Source organism: Vreelandella stevensii S18214 (assembly GCF_000275725.1).
GTDB classification, from domain to species: domain Bacteria; phylum Pseudomonadota; class Gammaproteobacteria; order Pseudomonadales; family Halomonadaceae; genus Vreelandella; species Vreelandella stevensii.
The window spans coordinates 161,816-177,684 of the sequence record NZ_AJTS01000023.1 but is presented as its reverse complement, the minus strand read 5'-3'; the positions used below and the strand labels follow the sequence as shown (position 1 = coordinate 177,684).

Annotated in this window: 12 protein-coding genes; 5 read left to right on the top strand and 7 right to left on the bottom strand. The window is 63.3% G+C overall.

The annotated features are described in order from the left end of the window. The 4 genes from HSS18214_RS0104980 to HSS18214_RS0104965 all read left to right on the top strand — a co-directional run. Positions 1-468 (top strand): 6-phosphogluconolactonase (locus HSS18214_RS0104980; RefSeq protein WP_016914201.1); only part of this gene is annotated, 468 nt, incomplete at its 5' end. Positions 469-510: 42 nt separating this feature from the next. Continuing rightward, the gene (locus HSS18214_RS0104975; protein WP_016914200.1) at positions 511-1,173 is read left to right on the top strand and encodes a bifunctional 4-hydroxy-2-oxoglutarate aldolase/2-dehydro-3-deoxy-phosphogluconate aldolase; all 663 of its coding nucleotides are present in this window, start codon (positions 511-513) and stop codon (positions 1,171-1,173) included. 585 nt (positions 1,174-1,758) lie between these two features. Then, complete coding sequence (locus HSS18214_RS0104970) at positions 1,759-2,781, top strand: IS110 family RNA-guided transposase (protein WP_016914199.1); 1,023 nt, start codon at positions 1,759-1,761, stop codon at positions 2,779-2,781. Between the two features lie 722 nt (positions 2,782-3,503). Then, the gene (locus HSS18214_RS0104965) at positions 3,504-4,985 is read left to right on the top strand and encodes a glycoside hydrolase family 32 protein (RefSeq protein ID WP_016914198.1); all 1,482 of its coding nucleotides are present in this window, start codon (positions 3,504-3,506) and stop codon (positions 4,983-4,985) included. Positions 4,986-5,006: 21 nt separating this feature from the next. On the opposite strand, the gene HSS18214_RS0104960 is transcribed toward HSS18214_RS0104965, so the two are convergent. From HSS18214_RS0104960 to HSS18214_RS0104935, 7 genes are all read right to left on the bottom strand, one after another. Next, positions 5,007-5,972, bottom strand: a complete 966-nt coding sequence (locus tag HSS18214_RS0104960) for a carbohydrate kinase family protein (RefSeq protein ID WP_016914197.1) — start codon at positions 5,970-5,972, stop codon at positions 5,007-5,009. A 45-nt stretch (positions 5,973-6,017) separates the two neighbouring features. After that, a complete protein-coding gene (locus tag HSS18214_RS19720; protein ID WP_337459483.1) occupies positions 6,018-6,383 on the bottom strand; it encodes a hypothetical protein in 366 nt (121 codons plus the stop codon). Continuing rightward, positions 6,334-6,888, bottom strand: a complete 555-nt coding sequence (locus tag HSS18214_RS19715) for an aldo/keto reductase (protein WP_337459482.1) — start codon at positions 6,886-6,888, stop codon at positions 6,334-6,336. The genes HSS18214_RS19720 and HSS18214_RS19715 overlap by 50 nt, the downstream gene beginning before the upstream one ends. 17 nt (positions 6,889-6,905) lie before the next feature. Further along, the gene (gene glk / locus HSS18214_RS0104950) at positions 6,906-7,871 is read right to left on the bottom strand and encodes a glucokinase (RefSeq protein WP_016914196.1); all 966 of its coding nucleotides are present in this window, start codon (positions 7,869-7,871) and stop codon (positions 6,906-6,908) included. Then, complete coding sequence (gene edd, locus HSS18214_RS0104945) at positions 7,871-9,772, bottom strand: phosphogluconate dehydratase (RefSeq protein WP_016914195.1); 1,902 nt, start codon at positions 9,770-9,772, stop codon at positions 7,871-7,873. The genes glk and edd overlap by 1 nt, the downstream gene beginning before the upstream one ends. Before the next feature lie 200 nt (positions 9,773-9,972). Further along, complete coding sequence (locus tag HSS18214_RS0104940; RefSeq protein WP_016914194.1) at positions 9,973-13,104, bottom strand: efflux RND transporter permease subunit; 3,132 nt, start codon at positions 13,102-13,104, stop codon at positions 9,973-9,975. An 8-nt stretch (positions 13,105-13,112) separates the two neighbouring features. Beyond that, entirely contained in the window at positions 13,113-14,189 is a 1,077-nt protein-coding gene (locus tag HSS18214_RS0104935) for an efflux RND transporter periplasmic adaptor subunit (RefSeq protein WP_016914193.1), read from the bottom strand. Positions 14,190-14,346: 157 nt separating this feature from the next. On the opposite strand from HSS18214_RS0104935, the gene HSS18214_RS0104930 reads away from it, so the two are divergent. Then, positions 14,347-15,813: an efflux transporter outer membrane subunit gene (locus HSS18214_RS0104930; protein ID WP_016914192.1), complete on the top strand. Its 1,467-nt coding sequence runs from the start codon at positions 14,347-14,349 to the stop codon at positions 15,811-15,813. Positions 15,814-15,869 lie beyond the last annotated feature (56 nt).

Below are 15,869 nucleotides of genomic sequence, written 5' to 3'. Positions count from 1 at the left end.
GTGGATGAGCAGAGCAGCGACAGCAACGCCAAACTGGTGCGCGACAACCTGCTGCAAGGCCCAGCAGCAGCGGCTACGTTCGTACCGTTGACCTCGGCACACGGCACGCCGGAAGAGGGCGTAGCCAGCGTGGCCGAGGCCACGGCAGGGCTTGCCTGGCCCGCCAGCGTGGTGATTCTGGGCATGGGCGGAGACGGCCACACGGCCTCGCTGTTCCCGGATAGCCAGGAGCTGGGGCTGGCGCTCTCCACCGACGAGCCGCTGGTTGCCGTGCGCACCCCCAGCCAGCCGCAGCCGCGTATTACCTTCTCGGCGGACCGCCTGCATCAGGCAAAACGCCACATTCTGCACATTACCGGCGATGACAAACGTGCCGTATTGGCCAACGCCATGAGTGGTGACGACGTTCGGACACTGCCGATTCGCACCTTTTTATCTTGCCCGCTGGCGATCTACTGGGCGCCCTGACGGCAGGCCTTCGCCAATAACAATTTGCTTGGAGATTCACTGATGACCATCGATAAACAGTTACCCTCAACGCGCACCGCCGAGCTGGACAGTATTTGCCTGAAGGCCGAAGTCATTCCGGTCATTACCATCGAACGCATCGAGGATGCTGTGCCGCTGGGCCGTGCGCTGGTAGAGGGTGGCCTGAGCGTTCTGGAAGTGACGCTGCGCACCGACTGCGCGCTGGAAGCCATCAAGCGTATGAAAGAAGCCCTACCGGGGGCCAGCATTGGTGTCGGCACGGTGCTCACGCCTGCCCAGTACCGCCAGGCCGAGCAGGTCGGCGCCGATTTCGTGGTGACGCCGGGGGCCACCGAGGCGCTATACCGCTACGGCGTCGAGAGCCCGGTGCCCATGCTGCCGGGCGTTTCTACCATTTCCGAGCTGATGACCGGCTGGCAGTACGGCTACCGCCGCTTCAAATTCTTCCCCGCGGAGTCCAGCGGCGGTGCCAAGGCAATCAAGGCGTTCGGTGCGCCGATCCCGGAAGCACGTTTCTGCCCCACGGGCGGCGTCACCGTGGACAACGCTGAATCCTACCTCTCGCTGCCCAACGTGATGTGCGTTGGCGGTTCCTGGCTGACCCCGAAAGCCATGGTCGACGCCGAAGATTGGGGCGGCATCCGCGAACTGGCCCGCCAGGCCGCCGAGCGTTTCCATCACTGATGGGTAGCCAGCTAACACCGTAATACCGTACCGAGCACTCTCGTCACTTGCTTCACTGATGTCGGGTCATGTGAGCAGGACGTTTGCCCGAGCATGTTGCCATGCTCGGGCTTTTTTTAGGTTCTATGCTGACTGGCGTGAATCAATTGGCCTCCCACAGGTGGGCTGGGCAATGACCCGGTGGGAGATGACCCAGTGGGAGGGGGCTTTAGCCCGCGATGACGGCGGCACCGGTGCCTGCTCAGGCAGTCGCCCAATGAATTGGCCTCCCACAGGCAGGTTTAGGTGACTACTCAGGCTATCCTGAATTCACAGGCCCCACCCCCGCCACTTTGCTGTTGTGGGAGGAGGGCTTTAGCCCGCGATGATGGCGGCACCGGTGCTTGCCCAGGCAGTCGCCCAATGAATTGGCCTCCCACAGGCAGGCTTAGGTGGCTACTCAAGCTATCCTGAATTCACAGGCCCCACCCCAGCCACTTTGCTGTTGTGGGAAATGGGATGGACCCGTCCCTCTGTGCCAAGATGAAGAAGCACTTCATCTAACGTGCGCAGGGCACTGACGGCATCTTGAAAGAGGATCCATCCATGAACAACATTAGCATTGTGGGTATTGATCTTGCCAAGCATGTTTTTCAACTTCATGCAGTTGATGACAGTGGTCATAAAGTGTTTAGCAAAAAGGTCAAACGTGATCAGTTGAGAACAGTGATTGCGAACCTTCCACCCTGTCTCGTGGCCATGGAAGCGTGTGGCTCCGCTCACTATTGGGCGCGAGAAATCCGCCAGCTGGGTCATGAGGCGCATCTGCTCCCCCCGCAGGCCGTCAAACCGTTTATTCAAGGCCATAAAAACGATGCGCGTGATGCCGCCGGTATTGCGGAAGCGGCAGCCCGTCCGGCGACACGGCGCGTGGCGGTGAAAACGCAGGAGCAACAGTCACTACAAGCCCTCCACCGGGTGCGCAGCCGCCTTGTGCGCGCTCGGACGGCCGTTGGGAATGAGTTGCGTGGGCTGTTAAACGAGTTTGGCATCATTGTGGCCCAAGGCCACCGCGTCATCCGACAAGGCGATATACGCCGATTGCTCGACGAGCGTCACACTCAGCTGGGTATGGCTTTATGCGATGTCATGCATGACCTCCTGGATGAGTGGCAAGCACTCGACACACGCGTCGCCGAATACGATAAACGGCTCGGCGCGTATGTCCAGGCCACGCCCAGCGTGAAGCAGCTGATGAGTGTGCCAGGCATTGGTCCAGTCAATGCCACGTTGCTCTTCAGTCATATGGGGGATCCCCGGCGCTTCCCCAATGGACGGCAATTTAGCGCCTCGATTGGCCTGGTGCCAAGACAGTACTCAAGTGGCGGCAAGAACGTCCTGAAAAGCATTACCAAACGCGGCAATAGCGAGGTGCGCCGTCAACTGGTTCATGGAGCGAGAGCGGCGTTGAGGCAATTTCAACGTCAAGAGCACCCCGACCGATTGGCGCAATGGATCATCCGATTGGCGGCACGGGTAGGTCAGCGTAAGGCGATTGTGGCCCTGGCGAACAAAATGGCGCGAATTTGCTGGTCGATCCTTGCGCATCAACGCACTTATCAAGCATAGAAAAGTGAGGCAGCTGCCTCGACGAGGCCCTTGGAAAAAAGTCATATTGTTGTGTGAAGTAAGCACACCCGAGGTTGCGTGAGTAAGACAATTGATGGCACACAGGTAAGACCGACTCTCTGTCACTCTGTAAAGCTCGGAGGCCCAATGAGAGGCCGCGTGGGAGATTAAGAGCAGAGAGTGCGCATTCCATCAGGGCCAGATAGCAGCGCTATCATCAAAGGCCGGATATAAGCGTGCAGTCCTCATCCGTGTCCATCTCATGGCTTGCTTGCTCAACGGGACGGGTCCATATAAGGGGGCTTTAGCCCGCGATGACGGCGGCATCGGTGCCTGCCCAGGCAGTCGCCCAATGAATTGGCCTCCCACAGGCAGGTTTAGGTGACTACTCAGGCTATCCTGAATTCACAGGCCCCACCCCAGCCACTTTGCTGTTGTTGGAGGGGGCTTTAGCCCGCGATGATGGCGGCACTGGTGCCTGCCCAGGCAGTCGCCCAATGAATCCATCACGCGCCGATGTTCATCACTGGTCATGGCCGTCTCACATGGCCCTCCGCAATAAGCAAGGTTCATCGCGCTTTACCAGGAATTGCTTCGCTTTCACGCCAGAATGCGACGAACTTTTTTATACTTACGCCTAAAGGGGAGGAGTACGCATGGAGGGGAGTCGTGATACGCTAACTTAAACGATTAAGTTGACCGATTAAGTTAAGGTTTTAAGCATGACGTTAGCGGATTTTGAGCCCCAGCGGCCTGTGGTGCATTTCACCCCGCCGATGGGCTGGATGAACGATCCCAATGGGCTGGTGTTTTTCGAAGGCGAGTACCATCTGTTTTATCAGTACCACCCCTTGGGAACCGAGTGGGGGCCGATGCACTGGGGGCATGCGGTCAGCCGTGACCTGTGCCGGTGGCAGCATTTGCCCATTGCGCTGGCGCCCGATGAAGAAGGGGCCTGCTTTTCCGGCAGCGCCGTGGTGGATGAGCACGATGTCACGGGGCTGTTCGATGGCAAGCCTGGGCTGTTGGCGTTCTATACCTGCCACAAGGTGCTCTCCGATGACCCACAGGATTACCAGCAGTCCCAGTGCCTGGCGTACAGCCGCGACAAGGGGCGTACCTGGCAGCGCTATGCGGGGGATCCCGTCCTGCCGCCGCCCGGTTTCAAGGATTTCCGCGACCCCAAGGTGGTGTGGCATGCCCCCAGCCAGCGCTGGGTGATGGCGCTGGCCTGCGGGCAGGAGATTCACTTCTATACCTCGACCAACCTGCTGGCGTGGCAGTTTGCCAGCGCTTTTGGGGCGGGCGAGGGCGCGCACACCCAGCACCCCTGGGAGTGCCCGGACCTGTTCGAGCTACCGGTGGAAGGCGCCGAGCCCCATGAGCCCGCGTCGCGTTGGGTGCTGGTGGTGGGCATTGGTGCTACGCCGGATAACCCGTTTGGCTCGTTTACCCAGTACTTTGTGGGTGATTTCGACGGCCAGCGTTTCACCAATGACAACGCCCCGGATAGCGTGCTGATGATGGACGAAGGGCGGGACTTCTACGCGGTGCAGAGCTGGTCGAATACCCCTGGGCGGCGGCTGGCGCTGGCGTGGCTGAACAATTGGCAGTACGCCAACCATGCCCCTGAAGCGGGCTGGCGGGGCACCATGAGTCTGCCCAGGGAGCTTGCGCTGCGCGCAACGCATCGCGGCGTGCGCTTATACCAGCGCTTCACCCGTGAGGCGGCTCGAGCGCTCGGCGCCCCCCGCCATCTCTCGCCTCGCTCGCTGCAAACGGTGGGGGAGCACTGTATCGCCCTGCCGGAAGGCACGGCCGTGCAGGGGCAGATGACCCTGACGCTGCAGCCGGGGACGCGGCTGGCGCTCTCGCTGCAGCAGGGCTACCAGCAGCAGTTATGGCTGTCGGCGGGTGAAACGCAGACGGCGCTGCACTATGCGCGCCAGGGCAGTAACGGCCAGGCCGCCTTCGATGAACACTTCGCCTGCGACCATGCGGCGGGCAGCGTCGATGGATTGACCGTCAAGATCCTCTGGTGGTGCGATCACGGAACGCTGGAAATGCTGATCGAGGGCGCCACCGAGCAGCGCAGCATCAGCCAGGTGAGCCTGGTGGATCATCGCCGTCAGCCGACCACGCTGAACCTGGTCAGCGGTCGGGTGGCGATCATGGAAGGCCTCACTCAGAGCGTCGCCGAGTAGACTGCCCGGCGACGCTGAGGGCTAGCCTGCGGAGCCGCGCAGGGCTTCGATATCGGCGTGGGTGGGCAGGGCGGCATAAGCGCCGGGTCGGGTCACGGCATGGGCGCCACAGCGGCAGGCAATGTCCACCGCGCGGCTGAGAAACGCGCTGTCCTGATGCCAGTTGGTGCCGATGCCGAACCGGGAAAGCTCCGCCAGCAGGCCGCCAATGAAGGCATCGCCACCGGCGGTGGTGTCCACGGCCGTCACGCTGGGCGGGGTGATGGTCTGCTCGATACCAACGCCTTTCAGCACCACGTCATGGGGGCCGTCAGTGATCACGATGACTTTCACACCGGCGGCCATGCGCTCGGCGAGCCACGCCTGCCTGGGATGGTCGCCGCGTAGGTAGTCCAGCTCTTCCAGCGAGACCTTCACCAGCTCGGCGCTATCGATCAGCTCGGTGACCCGCCACACATCCGCCGAGCCGTCCGCCCACAGGTTATGGCGCAGATTGGCATCCACGCTTACCAGGCAGCCCGCTCGCTTGGCCATGGCGGCAATGGCCAGGGTGGTGTCGGCGATTTCCGGGTCGGTCAGGCTGTTGCTGCACAGGTGCACGATGGCAGGCTGCTCGAACACGCCGTGGGGCAGGTGCTCCAGGCGGTAGAGCAGGTCGGCGGCGGGTGGGCGGTAGAAGTCGAAAGTGCGCTCGCCATGGCTGTCTCGTGAAACGAAGGCCAGCGCCGTGCGGGCCTCCCGGGTCAGCACCACGCCTTGGGTGTCCACGCCGTGGCTTTGCAGCTCACGGATCAGAAAGTGCCCAAAGGTATCATCACCCACCATGCCCAGAAACTGGCTGGGTACGCTCAACCGGGCGCAGGCCACCGCCACGTTGGCTGGCGCACCGCCTGCGTAGGGGGTGAAGGTCTCTGGCCCCGTGTCGTCGCCCAGGCGGCTGGAGAGCATGTCAATCAAGGCTTCACCGAAAGCAATCACTGGCGTCATAGGTCGTTCCTTGTCATTATTGGCATTGGATGTGAAACAAGCGCGTCAAGCGACGCAGTGGCCGCGGGCCGCCTCAAGCAGTTCGTACCAGGCTTCTCGGGGCAGGGCTTCCGGGCCATTGAGCATATCGGCAATGCGCTCCGCTTTAACGCTGCCCACCACCGGCGCCGGGCGGCCGGGCAGGGTGCGCAGCCACGCCAGCGCCAGCGCGCCGGGGGTGCTGCCAAGCTCGCCTGCCAAACGGTTCAGCACGCGGCTGATCTCGCCTTGCATCAACTGGCCGCCCGCCAGTGGCGACCAGGCCATGGGCGCATGGCCATCGGCGTTCAGGTCGTCGAAGCTGCCGTCGAACAGCGGCGCGCTATGGGCAATGGAAAGCTCGATCTGGTTGGCCCGCAGCGGCTGGTGCATGTGGCGTTGCAGCCTGCGCCACTGGCTGGGCAGGTGGTTGGAAATGCCCCGCCGCGCCAATCTTGCCCGCGTCGATGGCATCGTCCAGCACACGGCCGGTGGCCTCGGCATCCATCAGCAGGTCCGGGCGATGAATCAGAAAATGATCGAGGCGCTCGACGCCCAAGCGGCTCAAGCCATCGTCGATGGCCCGGCCGAGATATGCCGGGCTGGCATTGTAGTGCTTTACCTTGCCGGAGCCCGCGGCCGGGTTGTCGTTGGCAATGCTGGCTTTGGTGACAACGTGGAGCCGCTTGGCCAGCGCCGGGCGGGCACGCAGCGCCTGGCCGAATAGCGTTTCGCAAGCTCCGCTGCCGTAAATGTCGGCATGGTCGAACCAGTGCAGGCCCTGTTCCAGGCGGGCTTCGATCCAGTCGGCCAGCTGGCTTGCCTGGTGCATCTCTTGCGCTTCATGCAGGCGCATCATGCCGAGTACGAACGGCACGTCAAAGGTCACAGCAGCCATGGCGTGTTTCCGTCGGTTTAAAAGACTTCTTCGTTATGCAGCGCTTCGGCGGCACCCAGCAGGCCGGTCCACGGGTGGGTCACGATCCACACCGGAATATCGGCGTTGTACGCTCCCATGCGCCCCTTGTTGACGAAGCTGGCGCGCAGTTCGCATTTAGGCAGCCACGCCAGCAGCCGGGGCAGAATGCCACCGCACAGATATACGCCGCCGCGTGCGCCCATGGTCAGGGTGGCGTCACCGCAGACGTCGCCGAGGATTTTCAAAAAGCGCAGCAGGGTGGCCGTGGCCAGGGCGTCGCCCTGATTGGCCGCCTGGGTCACCTCGGCGGGGGTTTCGCAACGTGGCGCTTGGCCTTCCAGCGCGCAGTGGGCCTGGTAGAGTTCCAGCAGCCCCTGGCCGCACAGGATGCGCTCGACGCTGACCCGCTGGTGGCGCTGCAGGAAAACATCCAGCAGTGCGCGCTCGGTGGTGTCGGTGGGCGCAAAGGTGACGTGCCCGCCTTCGGTGGGCAGCGGAATCCAGGCATGCTGGCCGGGAAACACCCCGGCCACGCCCAGCCCGGTGCCCGGGCCGATGACCAAACGGGTCGAGTGCGACTGGGCTTCACCAGGCTGCACTTCCACCAGATTATCTTCCCCCACGTGGGGCACGCCCAGCGCCTGGGCGGTGAAGTCATTGATGACCTTGAACAGCGACAAATTCAGCGCCTGCTGAACGTCGCTTTTCATAAAGTCCCAGTGGTTGTTGGTCATTTTCACCCGCTCGGCGTGCACCGGGCAGGCGAAGGCCAGGCAGGCCTCCTCGGGGGCGTTATCCCCGGTCGCGCCCACGCGGGCGAGGTAATCCTGAATCGCCTCGATCACGCCGGGGTAGTCCGCGCAGGGCAGGTTGAGGATATCGTGGGGCGTTACCTCGCCAGGCGCTACCAGCGCCAGGCGAGCGTTGGTGCCGCCAATATCACCGATCAGTGCCGGTCGCATCAGGCGTCCTCTTGAAAGATCTGATCTTGCTGGCGGGCCAGGTCATCGGCTTCGAAGCCCCCCAGCGAACCGGCTCCCTCTTCACCGCGCATGGCGAGATGACGGAAGCCCGCAAACAGCTCGCGGCCCAGGCCGACGTGGTAGTGGTCGAGATTGGCAACGGCCAGCGGGCGCTCGGCCCAGGTAGCGGCATCCACCTTGGCTTCCAGGCTGCCGGCATTGGCATCCAGGCGCACCACGTCGCCGTCGCGCAGCTTGGCCAGCGGGCCGCCGTCCAGCGCTTCCGGGCTCATGTGAATGGAGGCAGGCACTTTGCCCGACGCACCGGACATACGGCCATCGGTGACCAGCGCGACCTTGAAGCCACGGTCCTGCAACACGCCCAAAAACGGGGTGAGCTTGTGTAGCTCGGGCATGCCGTTGGCTTTGGGCCCCTGGAAGCGCACCACCACAATCACGTCACGGTCCAGCTCGCCGGATTCGAAGGCGGCTTTCATTTCGTTCTGGTCTTCGAAGATCTTGACCGGCGCTTCGACCACCCGGTGCTCTTCGGCCACCGCCGAGACCTTGATCACGCCACGGCCCAGGTTGCCTTTCATGACGGTCAGGCCGCCGGTAGCGGCAAAGGGCGTAGCGACCGGGCGCAGCACTTCTTCGTCCAGGCTCTTCTCCGGGCCTTCGCGCCAGACCACTTTGCCCTCTTCCAGGAAGGGCTCCTGGGTGTAGGCGGTCAGGTCGGTGCCGAAGACGGTGGGAATGTCACCGTGGAGCAGGCCAGCGCCCAGCAGCTCACGGAACAGGTAGCTCATGCCGCCTGCGGCCTGGAAGTGGTTGATGTCCGCCTGGCCGTTGGGGTACACCTTCATCAGGCTGGGGGTCACCGCCGAGAGGTCGGTGAAGTCGTCCCAGTTCAGGGTGATGCCCGCCGCTGCCGCCATGGCAATCAGGTGCATGGTGTGGTTGGTCGAGCCGCCGGAGGCCAGCAGGCCGACCACGGCATTGACGATGGCGCGCTCGTCGATCTGCTTGTAGAACGGACGGTACTCGCCGCCTGCTTCGGTATTGCGAATGGTCTGTTCGGTGGCGTAGCGGGTCAGCGCTTCGCGCATCTCGGTGCCGGGGTTCACGAACGACGTGCCCGGCAGGTGCAGGCCCATCACTTCCATCATCAGCTGGTTGGAGTTGGCGGTGCCGTAGAAGGTGCAGGTGCCGGGGCTGTGGTAAGAGTCGGACTCTGCCTGCAGCAGCTCTTCGCGGCCCACCTTGCCTTCGGCATACAGCTGGCGAATGCGCGCTTTCTCCTTGTTCGGCAGGCCGCTGGGCATGGGGCCTGCGGGTACGAACATGGCGGGCAGATGGCCAAAGCGTGCGGCACCGATGAACAGGCCCGGCACGATCTTGTCGCACACGCCCAGGTAAATGGCGGCGTCGAACATGTTGTGTGACAGCCCCACCGCCGTGGCCATGGCAATCAGGTCACGGGAGAACAGCGATAGTTCCATGCCCGGCTGGCCCTGGGTTACGCCGTCACACATGGCCGGTACGCCGCCCGCAAATTGCGCGGTGGAACCCATGGCCCGCGCCGCCGCCTTGATGGTTTCCGGGAAGGTTTCAAACGGCTGGTGGGCCGACAGCATGTCGTTGTAGGACGAGATGATGCCCAGGTTGGCGCTGTTCATCAGCTTCAGGGAATCTTTCTCCTGCGGGCTACAGGCGGCAAAGCCGTGGGCCAGGTTGCCGCAGGAGAGCTCGGCACGATGCACGCCACGCTTGTGCTGGTCGGCCATGCGGCGCTCGTAGAGGGCGCGGCGCTCGGCAGAGCGTTCACGAATGCGTTGGGTGACTTCCGCGACCTTGGGGTGAAGGGCTGCGGGGGTAGAACCAGACGTTGAACCAGGCATAGAAACCTCTGCATGAGTAGAGACGGTGAAAGTATCTTGTAGTTATTTTACATTTTATGGCGCCAATAATAGAGACCTTACGGCAATAAAAAGCCGATTTATAGCTTAAGTTGTAGTTTTATTACCCGAAAGGATGAGCCGAGTGACCCCGGCCCCGGCCCATGATGGCTAAAAAGCGCTCATGGGCCGAACGCGCCTGCTCAGGACTCGACCTCATCGCTGCTGATATGGAACAGCATGGCATACAGGGTGGGTACGGCAATCAGCGTCAGCAGCGAGGCAAACGCCAGACCGCCCATGATGGTCACCGCCATGCTGTTGAAGAAGGCGTCGGCCAGCAGCGGTAGCATGCCAAGGATAGTGGTGCCAGCGGCCAGAAAGACCGGCCGCAAGCGGCTGACGCTAGCGTCCACCAGTGCAGAAAAGCGCGCCTTGCCCTCCTTGATCTGCCCGTCGATCTCGTCCACCAGCACGATGGCGTTTTTCATCAGCATGCCCGACAGGCTGAGCATGCCCAGCAGCGCGGTAAACGAGAAGGGCAGACCGGTTACCAGCAGGCCAATCACCACGCCACACACCGACATGGGCACCACCAGCCAGATGATCAGCGGCTGCTTGAGCTTGCCAAACAGCAAAATCGAGGTCAGCAGCATCACCAGCAGGCTGATGGGCAGCTGCTGGGCCAGCGCCTCCTGGGCATCGCCGGAATCCTCGTGTTCACCTCCCCAGCTCAGCTGGTAGCCCGGTGGCAGCGTCATGGCCTCGAGCTCTTCGCGAATGCCGTCGAACGCCTGGGCGGCGGTATAGCCCTCGGCGGGGTCGGCCCCGACGGTCAGCGTGCGCACCCGGTTGCGGCGTTGAATCAGCGCTTCCTCGCTATCGGTATCGAAGGAGGAGACCACCTGGCTGATGGGCACGAAGCGCTGCTGCGCGGCGCTCCACACGTTGCGGTTTTCCAGCAGCGCCACATCGTCCCGTTCGGCCGCCGGTGGGCGGGCGACGATGGGCAGCAGGTGCTCGCCCTCACGGTAGGTGCCTGCCCGAATGCCCGACGAGGCAAACTGCAGGGTCTGGGTGATGTCTTCACGGCTGACCCCGGCAATGCGGGCGCGCTCCTCGTTGATGCGCGGCCGCACCACCAACTCCTGCTGACGCCAGTCGGTGCGCGGGTCGATCAGGTAGGGGCTGTCGGCCATGATGCGCTGGGCCTGGTCGGCCAGCGAGCGCAGCACTTCCGGGGAGGGCCCCTGAAAGCGCGCCTCGATGTCCGCACCATCGCCTGGGCCGAACTGTAGCCGCTGGGTGCGTACCTGCGCGCTGGGAAACGCTTCGTTCAGCTCTCGGTAGAAGCGCTGGTCCAGCGCGGGAATGGCGTCCAGGTCTTCGGTGCGCACGATGAACTGGGCATAGGCGGTGTTGGGCTGCTCCGGGGCGTAGGTGAGCATGAAGCGGGTAGCGCCCTGGCCGATGAAGCTGGCCACCGATACCACGTCCTCCTGCTCCAGGATATACGCCTCGATATCGGCGGCGTAGTCGGCGGTCGAGCGAATGTCGGTGCCCTGGGGCAGCTCCACATTGACGAAGAACAGCGGCGTGTTGGAGTCCGGAAAGAACGACTGTGGTATCAGGCTGAAGGCCCACAGGCACACGGCGGTGATCAGCACCAGCGCGCTGACGGTGACGATGCGTATGCGCAGTGCCAACAGCAGCACCCGGCGATAGGCGCGATAGAGCAAGCCGCCGTACAGCTCGCGCTTGCTGGGCTCGTCGTCGTTCTCCTCGTTCTCCTCGTTCTCGTGCTGGTGCTCGCCTGCTTGCTGCTCGTCAGCGGACTGATCCTCGTCGTCGCCTTTTTGGCGCAGCAGGTAGTAGCCAAACAGCGGGGTGACGGTGATCGCCAGCAGCCAGCTCAGCATCAGGGACACCAGAATGACCATGAACAGCGAGTAGAGAAATTCGCCGGTGACATCGTCCGACAGGCCAATACCGGCAAAGGCCATGATGCCGATCACCGTGGCGCCCAGCAGCGGCAGCTGGGCACGCTTGGCGGCGCTGCCTGCAGCCTCCTTGGCGCGCTGGCCGCGCTTGATGTTGGTGACCATGCCTTCGGCGACCACGATGGCGTTATCCACCAGCATGCCCATGGCGATGATCAGCGCCCCCAGCGAGATACGCTCCATCTCGATATTTAACAGCCCCATGAACAGCAGGGTGCCCAGCACGGTGAGCAGCAGGGTACTGCCGACCACCACGCCGATGCGCCAGCCCATGGCCAGGCACAGCACCCCGATCACGATGGCCACCGACATGGCCAGGTTGAGCAGGAAGTCGTTGATGGCATCGTTGACCACATGGTGCTGTTCGTAGAGAGGATGCAGCTCTACGCCCAGCGGCAGGCGGCTTTTCAGCTCTTCCATGCGGGCTTCGACGGCTTCGCCCACTTCGATGATGTTGTCGTTGGCGGCGCCCGCAATGCCGAGCGTGAAGGCATCCTCGCCGTTATAGCGAATCAGCTGGTTGGGCTGGTCGCTGGGCTCGCGGTAGACGGTGGCGATATCCATCAGCGACACCTGTTCGGTGGTGCCGGGGCGGCCGATGCGGATGGCTTCGATCAGCGCGGTGCTGTCGATGTCGCTACGCGCCACCAGCCGCACCTGGCGTTCCCCTACCCGCAGGCTGCCCGCGTTTTCCACAGCGTTTTCGGTCTGGATGGTGTTGATGACCTGATTGATGGGAATGCCCAGGGTGGTCAGGCGCTCGTTGGAGATGTCGATGTAGATGGTCTCTTCCCGCTCGCCTGCGGTGGTCACCCTGGCCACGCCGGGTACTGCCAGCAGCTCGCGCTGAAGAAACGTCGAAATGTCGCGGATCTCCCGCGTGGTGAGCCCATCGGCCGTGACCGCATAGAAAAGGCCGTACACTTCACCGAAATCGTCGTTGACCTGGGAGCCCAGCACCCCCTCGGGCAGGTCGCCCTGGGCATCGTTGATCTTGTTGCGCAGCTCATCCCAGATTTGCGGCAGTTCGTGGCTGCGGTAGCTGGAGTGGACTTCCACCTGGATTTCCGAGCGCCCAGGTAGCGACTTCGACTTGATGACGTCGATCTGCTCCATCTCCTGGATGGCGCGCTCCAGACGTTCGGTGACCTCCTCTTCCACTTCCACGGCGGTGGCGCCGGGGTAGGGCGTATTGATGATGGCGTTGGGGATGGTGAAGGCGGGGTCTTCGAGTTTGCCCACCGTATTGAATCCCCAGATACCGCCCAACAGGCAGATCACCACGATCAGCCAGGTATTGAGAGGCCGTTCGATGGACAGCTTGGCGATGTTCATGGCGGCTCCTAGAGGGCGTTATCCAGCGGTTTGACGCGCATGCCGTCGCGCAGCAGGTGTACCCCGGCCGCCGCAATCGACTCGCCAGGCTGAACGCCTGCCACCAGCATCACGGCGTCGTCGCTCAGCTCACCCACGGTGACCTCCCGGGGCGATACCGTGCCCTCGTCGGGGTCGTAGACCCACACGCGAAAATCACCGCTCTCGGTGGTGTCCAGGGCGCTGGCTGGAATCATCATCACCCCGGACACCAGCCGCTCGGCGGGCTCGATGAACACGGTGGCCGTGGTGCCGGGCAGCGCCACCAGGTGCTCGCCTTGGGCGGGCGCGAACTCCACCTGATAGGTCTGGGCGACCTCGTCGGGCTCGGTGATGTGTTCGCGGTACTCCAGCGCAATGCGCTCGCCGGGCAGCGTGGCGATCTCGGCTTCGGCGTTGAAACCGTGTTCGCCATCGAGATGCTGCATCAGCGCTTCGGGCACGTTGATGCGAATGCGCAGCTCCGAGATGTCCTGAATACGGACGACTTCGGCATTGGGCGGCAGCGTGGTGTGGTTTTCCACCAGGCGGCGGGCAATCAGCGCATCAAAGGGCGCGTACAATGAGGTGTAGGCCAGCTCCTGGCGGGCGCTCTCCAGCTGGGTAGCGGCCAGCTCGGCATCAGTGCGGGCCGCTTCCAGCACCGAGGCGGAGACGGCGTTATGGCGATACAGATTTTCCTGCCGCTGCAGATGCTGACGGGCCTGGGTCAATTCCGCTTCCGCGGCGCGCACCTGCAAGGCGTAATCGGTTTGATCGAGCTGGGCGATCAGCTCGCCTTTGGCCAGCGTGGTGCCCTGTACGGCTGGAAAGGTGGTCAGGCGCCCGCCCACCTGAAAGGCCAGATTGACGGTGCTCACGGCATCGACGCGACCCACGAAACGACGGCCCGAAAAGGCCTGCTGCTGGCCGGTCTCAAACAGTTTGACCACCTGAGCCGGAGGCTCGGGGGGCTCTTCGGCGTCTCTGCAACCTGCCAATAACGTCACGCATGCCAGCAACCCGGCCAGAGTGGGTAGCCACTTCCCCTTGCGGATGAACCTCATTCAATGCCTCCCTGCAAGTCAATGGGGGATCACGGTGGTGTGATGTATCCCCTGTTTCGTTAGTCTCCTATAATAGGTACTCTTAGCCACTTCGAACAGGTGTTTGGTTAAACGCCGCCCTAAATCGGTATTCACCCGAACTGCAAGGATGATCAGCGTGCACAGGAATCGCCCGTGGGGCCCCCGCCTCAAACCGTTCACCACTGCCTCAGCGCTGGCCTTGCTGCTGGCAGGCTGTGCGGTCGGCCCGGAGTATCAAACGCCCGACATCGAGCTGCCGGAGAGTTGGCCTGCCCATATCACTCTGGAGCAGCAGGCCCGTGACGACTGGCACCGTTGGTGGCAGCGCTTCGAAGACCCGGCGCTGAACCGGCTGGTCGAGCGCGCCAGCGAAGACAATCTCGAACTGGCGATTCAGTTGGCGCGCATTCGCGAGGCCCGGGCCCAGCTGGGGTTTGCCGATGCCGAGCGCTTTCCCACCGTGGGCTATCAGGCCGAAGCCAACCGTGAGCGCACCCCGGGGGCGGCGCTGCCCATCGATGTTCAGCCCGTGCAGGAGCTGCTGACCTCCACCAATAATCAGTACTCCCTGGCCGCCAGCCTGGAGTATGAAATCGACCTGTGGGGGCGGCTGGCCAACCAGCGCGCGGCGGCCATGGCCGCCCTGCAGGAGAGCCTGTTTGCCAGAGACGCCGCCGAGCTGGGCGTGATCGGTGACGTGGTCACCACCTACGTCAGCCTGAAAAGTGCCGAAGCCCAGCAAGCGCTGATGGAAGAGACCCTGGCCGCGTACCAGGAGACCTATCGCCTTCAGGCGCTGCGCTTCGAGCATGGCGACATCAGCGAACTGGAACTGCGCCAGGCCGAAGCCGAGTGGCGCAACCTGCAGGCAGAGCTGCCGTCGCTCAAGCAGCAGGTGGAAACCCTGCGCGGGGCCCTGGGCACGCTGGTGGGCATGTCCCCTGATGAGCTGCTGACTACCCTGGACACCGGCACGTCGCGGCTGGATGACCTGGCCCAGCCGGTGGGCATACCTGCCGTGATGCCGTCGGCGATGCTCCAGCGCAGGCCCGATATTCGCTCGGCAGAAGCGGCGCTGATTGCGGCCACCGCCCAGATCGGCGTGGCCGAGGCCAACCGCCTGCCGTCGCTCAATCTCAGCTCCTTTTTGGGCACTGCGGCCGCCAGCACCAGTGATCTGTTCAGCGATGTGGCCCGCACCTGGGGCGTCGGGGCCTCGGTGATGGGGCCGCTGTTCGACTTCGGTCGTAGCCAGTCCGGGGTGGAAAGCGCCGAAGCGCTGGCCGAACAGGCCGAAGCGCAGTATCGCCTGACCGTGCTGACCGCCTTCAACGAAGTGCGCGATGCGCTCTACAGCTACGACTTCAGCGAGCGACGGCTGGCCGCCATCGACGAACAGCTGGAGGCCGTTGCCCGCACCCGGGAGCTGGCCGTGCTGATGTACGACCAGGGGCAGGTAAGCCAGCTGGAGCGCCTGGAGGCCGAACGCAACCTGCTCTCGGCCCGTTTGGCCCAGGCCGATGCGCGCCGTGAGCAGCTGGCAGCCACGGCGACGCTGTTCAAGGCGCTGGGCGGTGGCTGGCAGGAAACCCCCGTTTACTGATTGCCGGTACGGTAACCACAGCCCGGGCGGCTCCGCTGGCCGCCCGCATCTGTTAC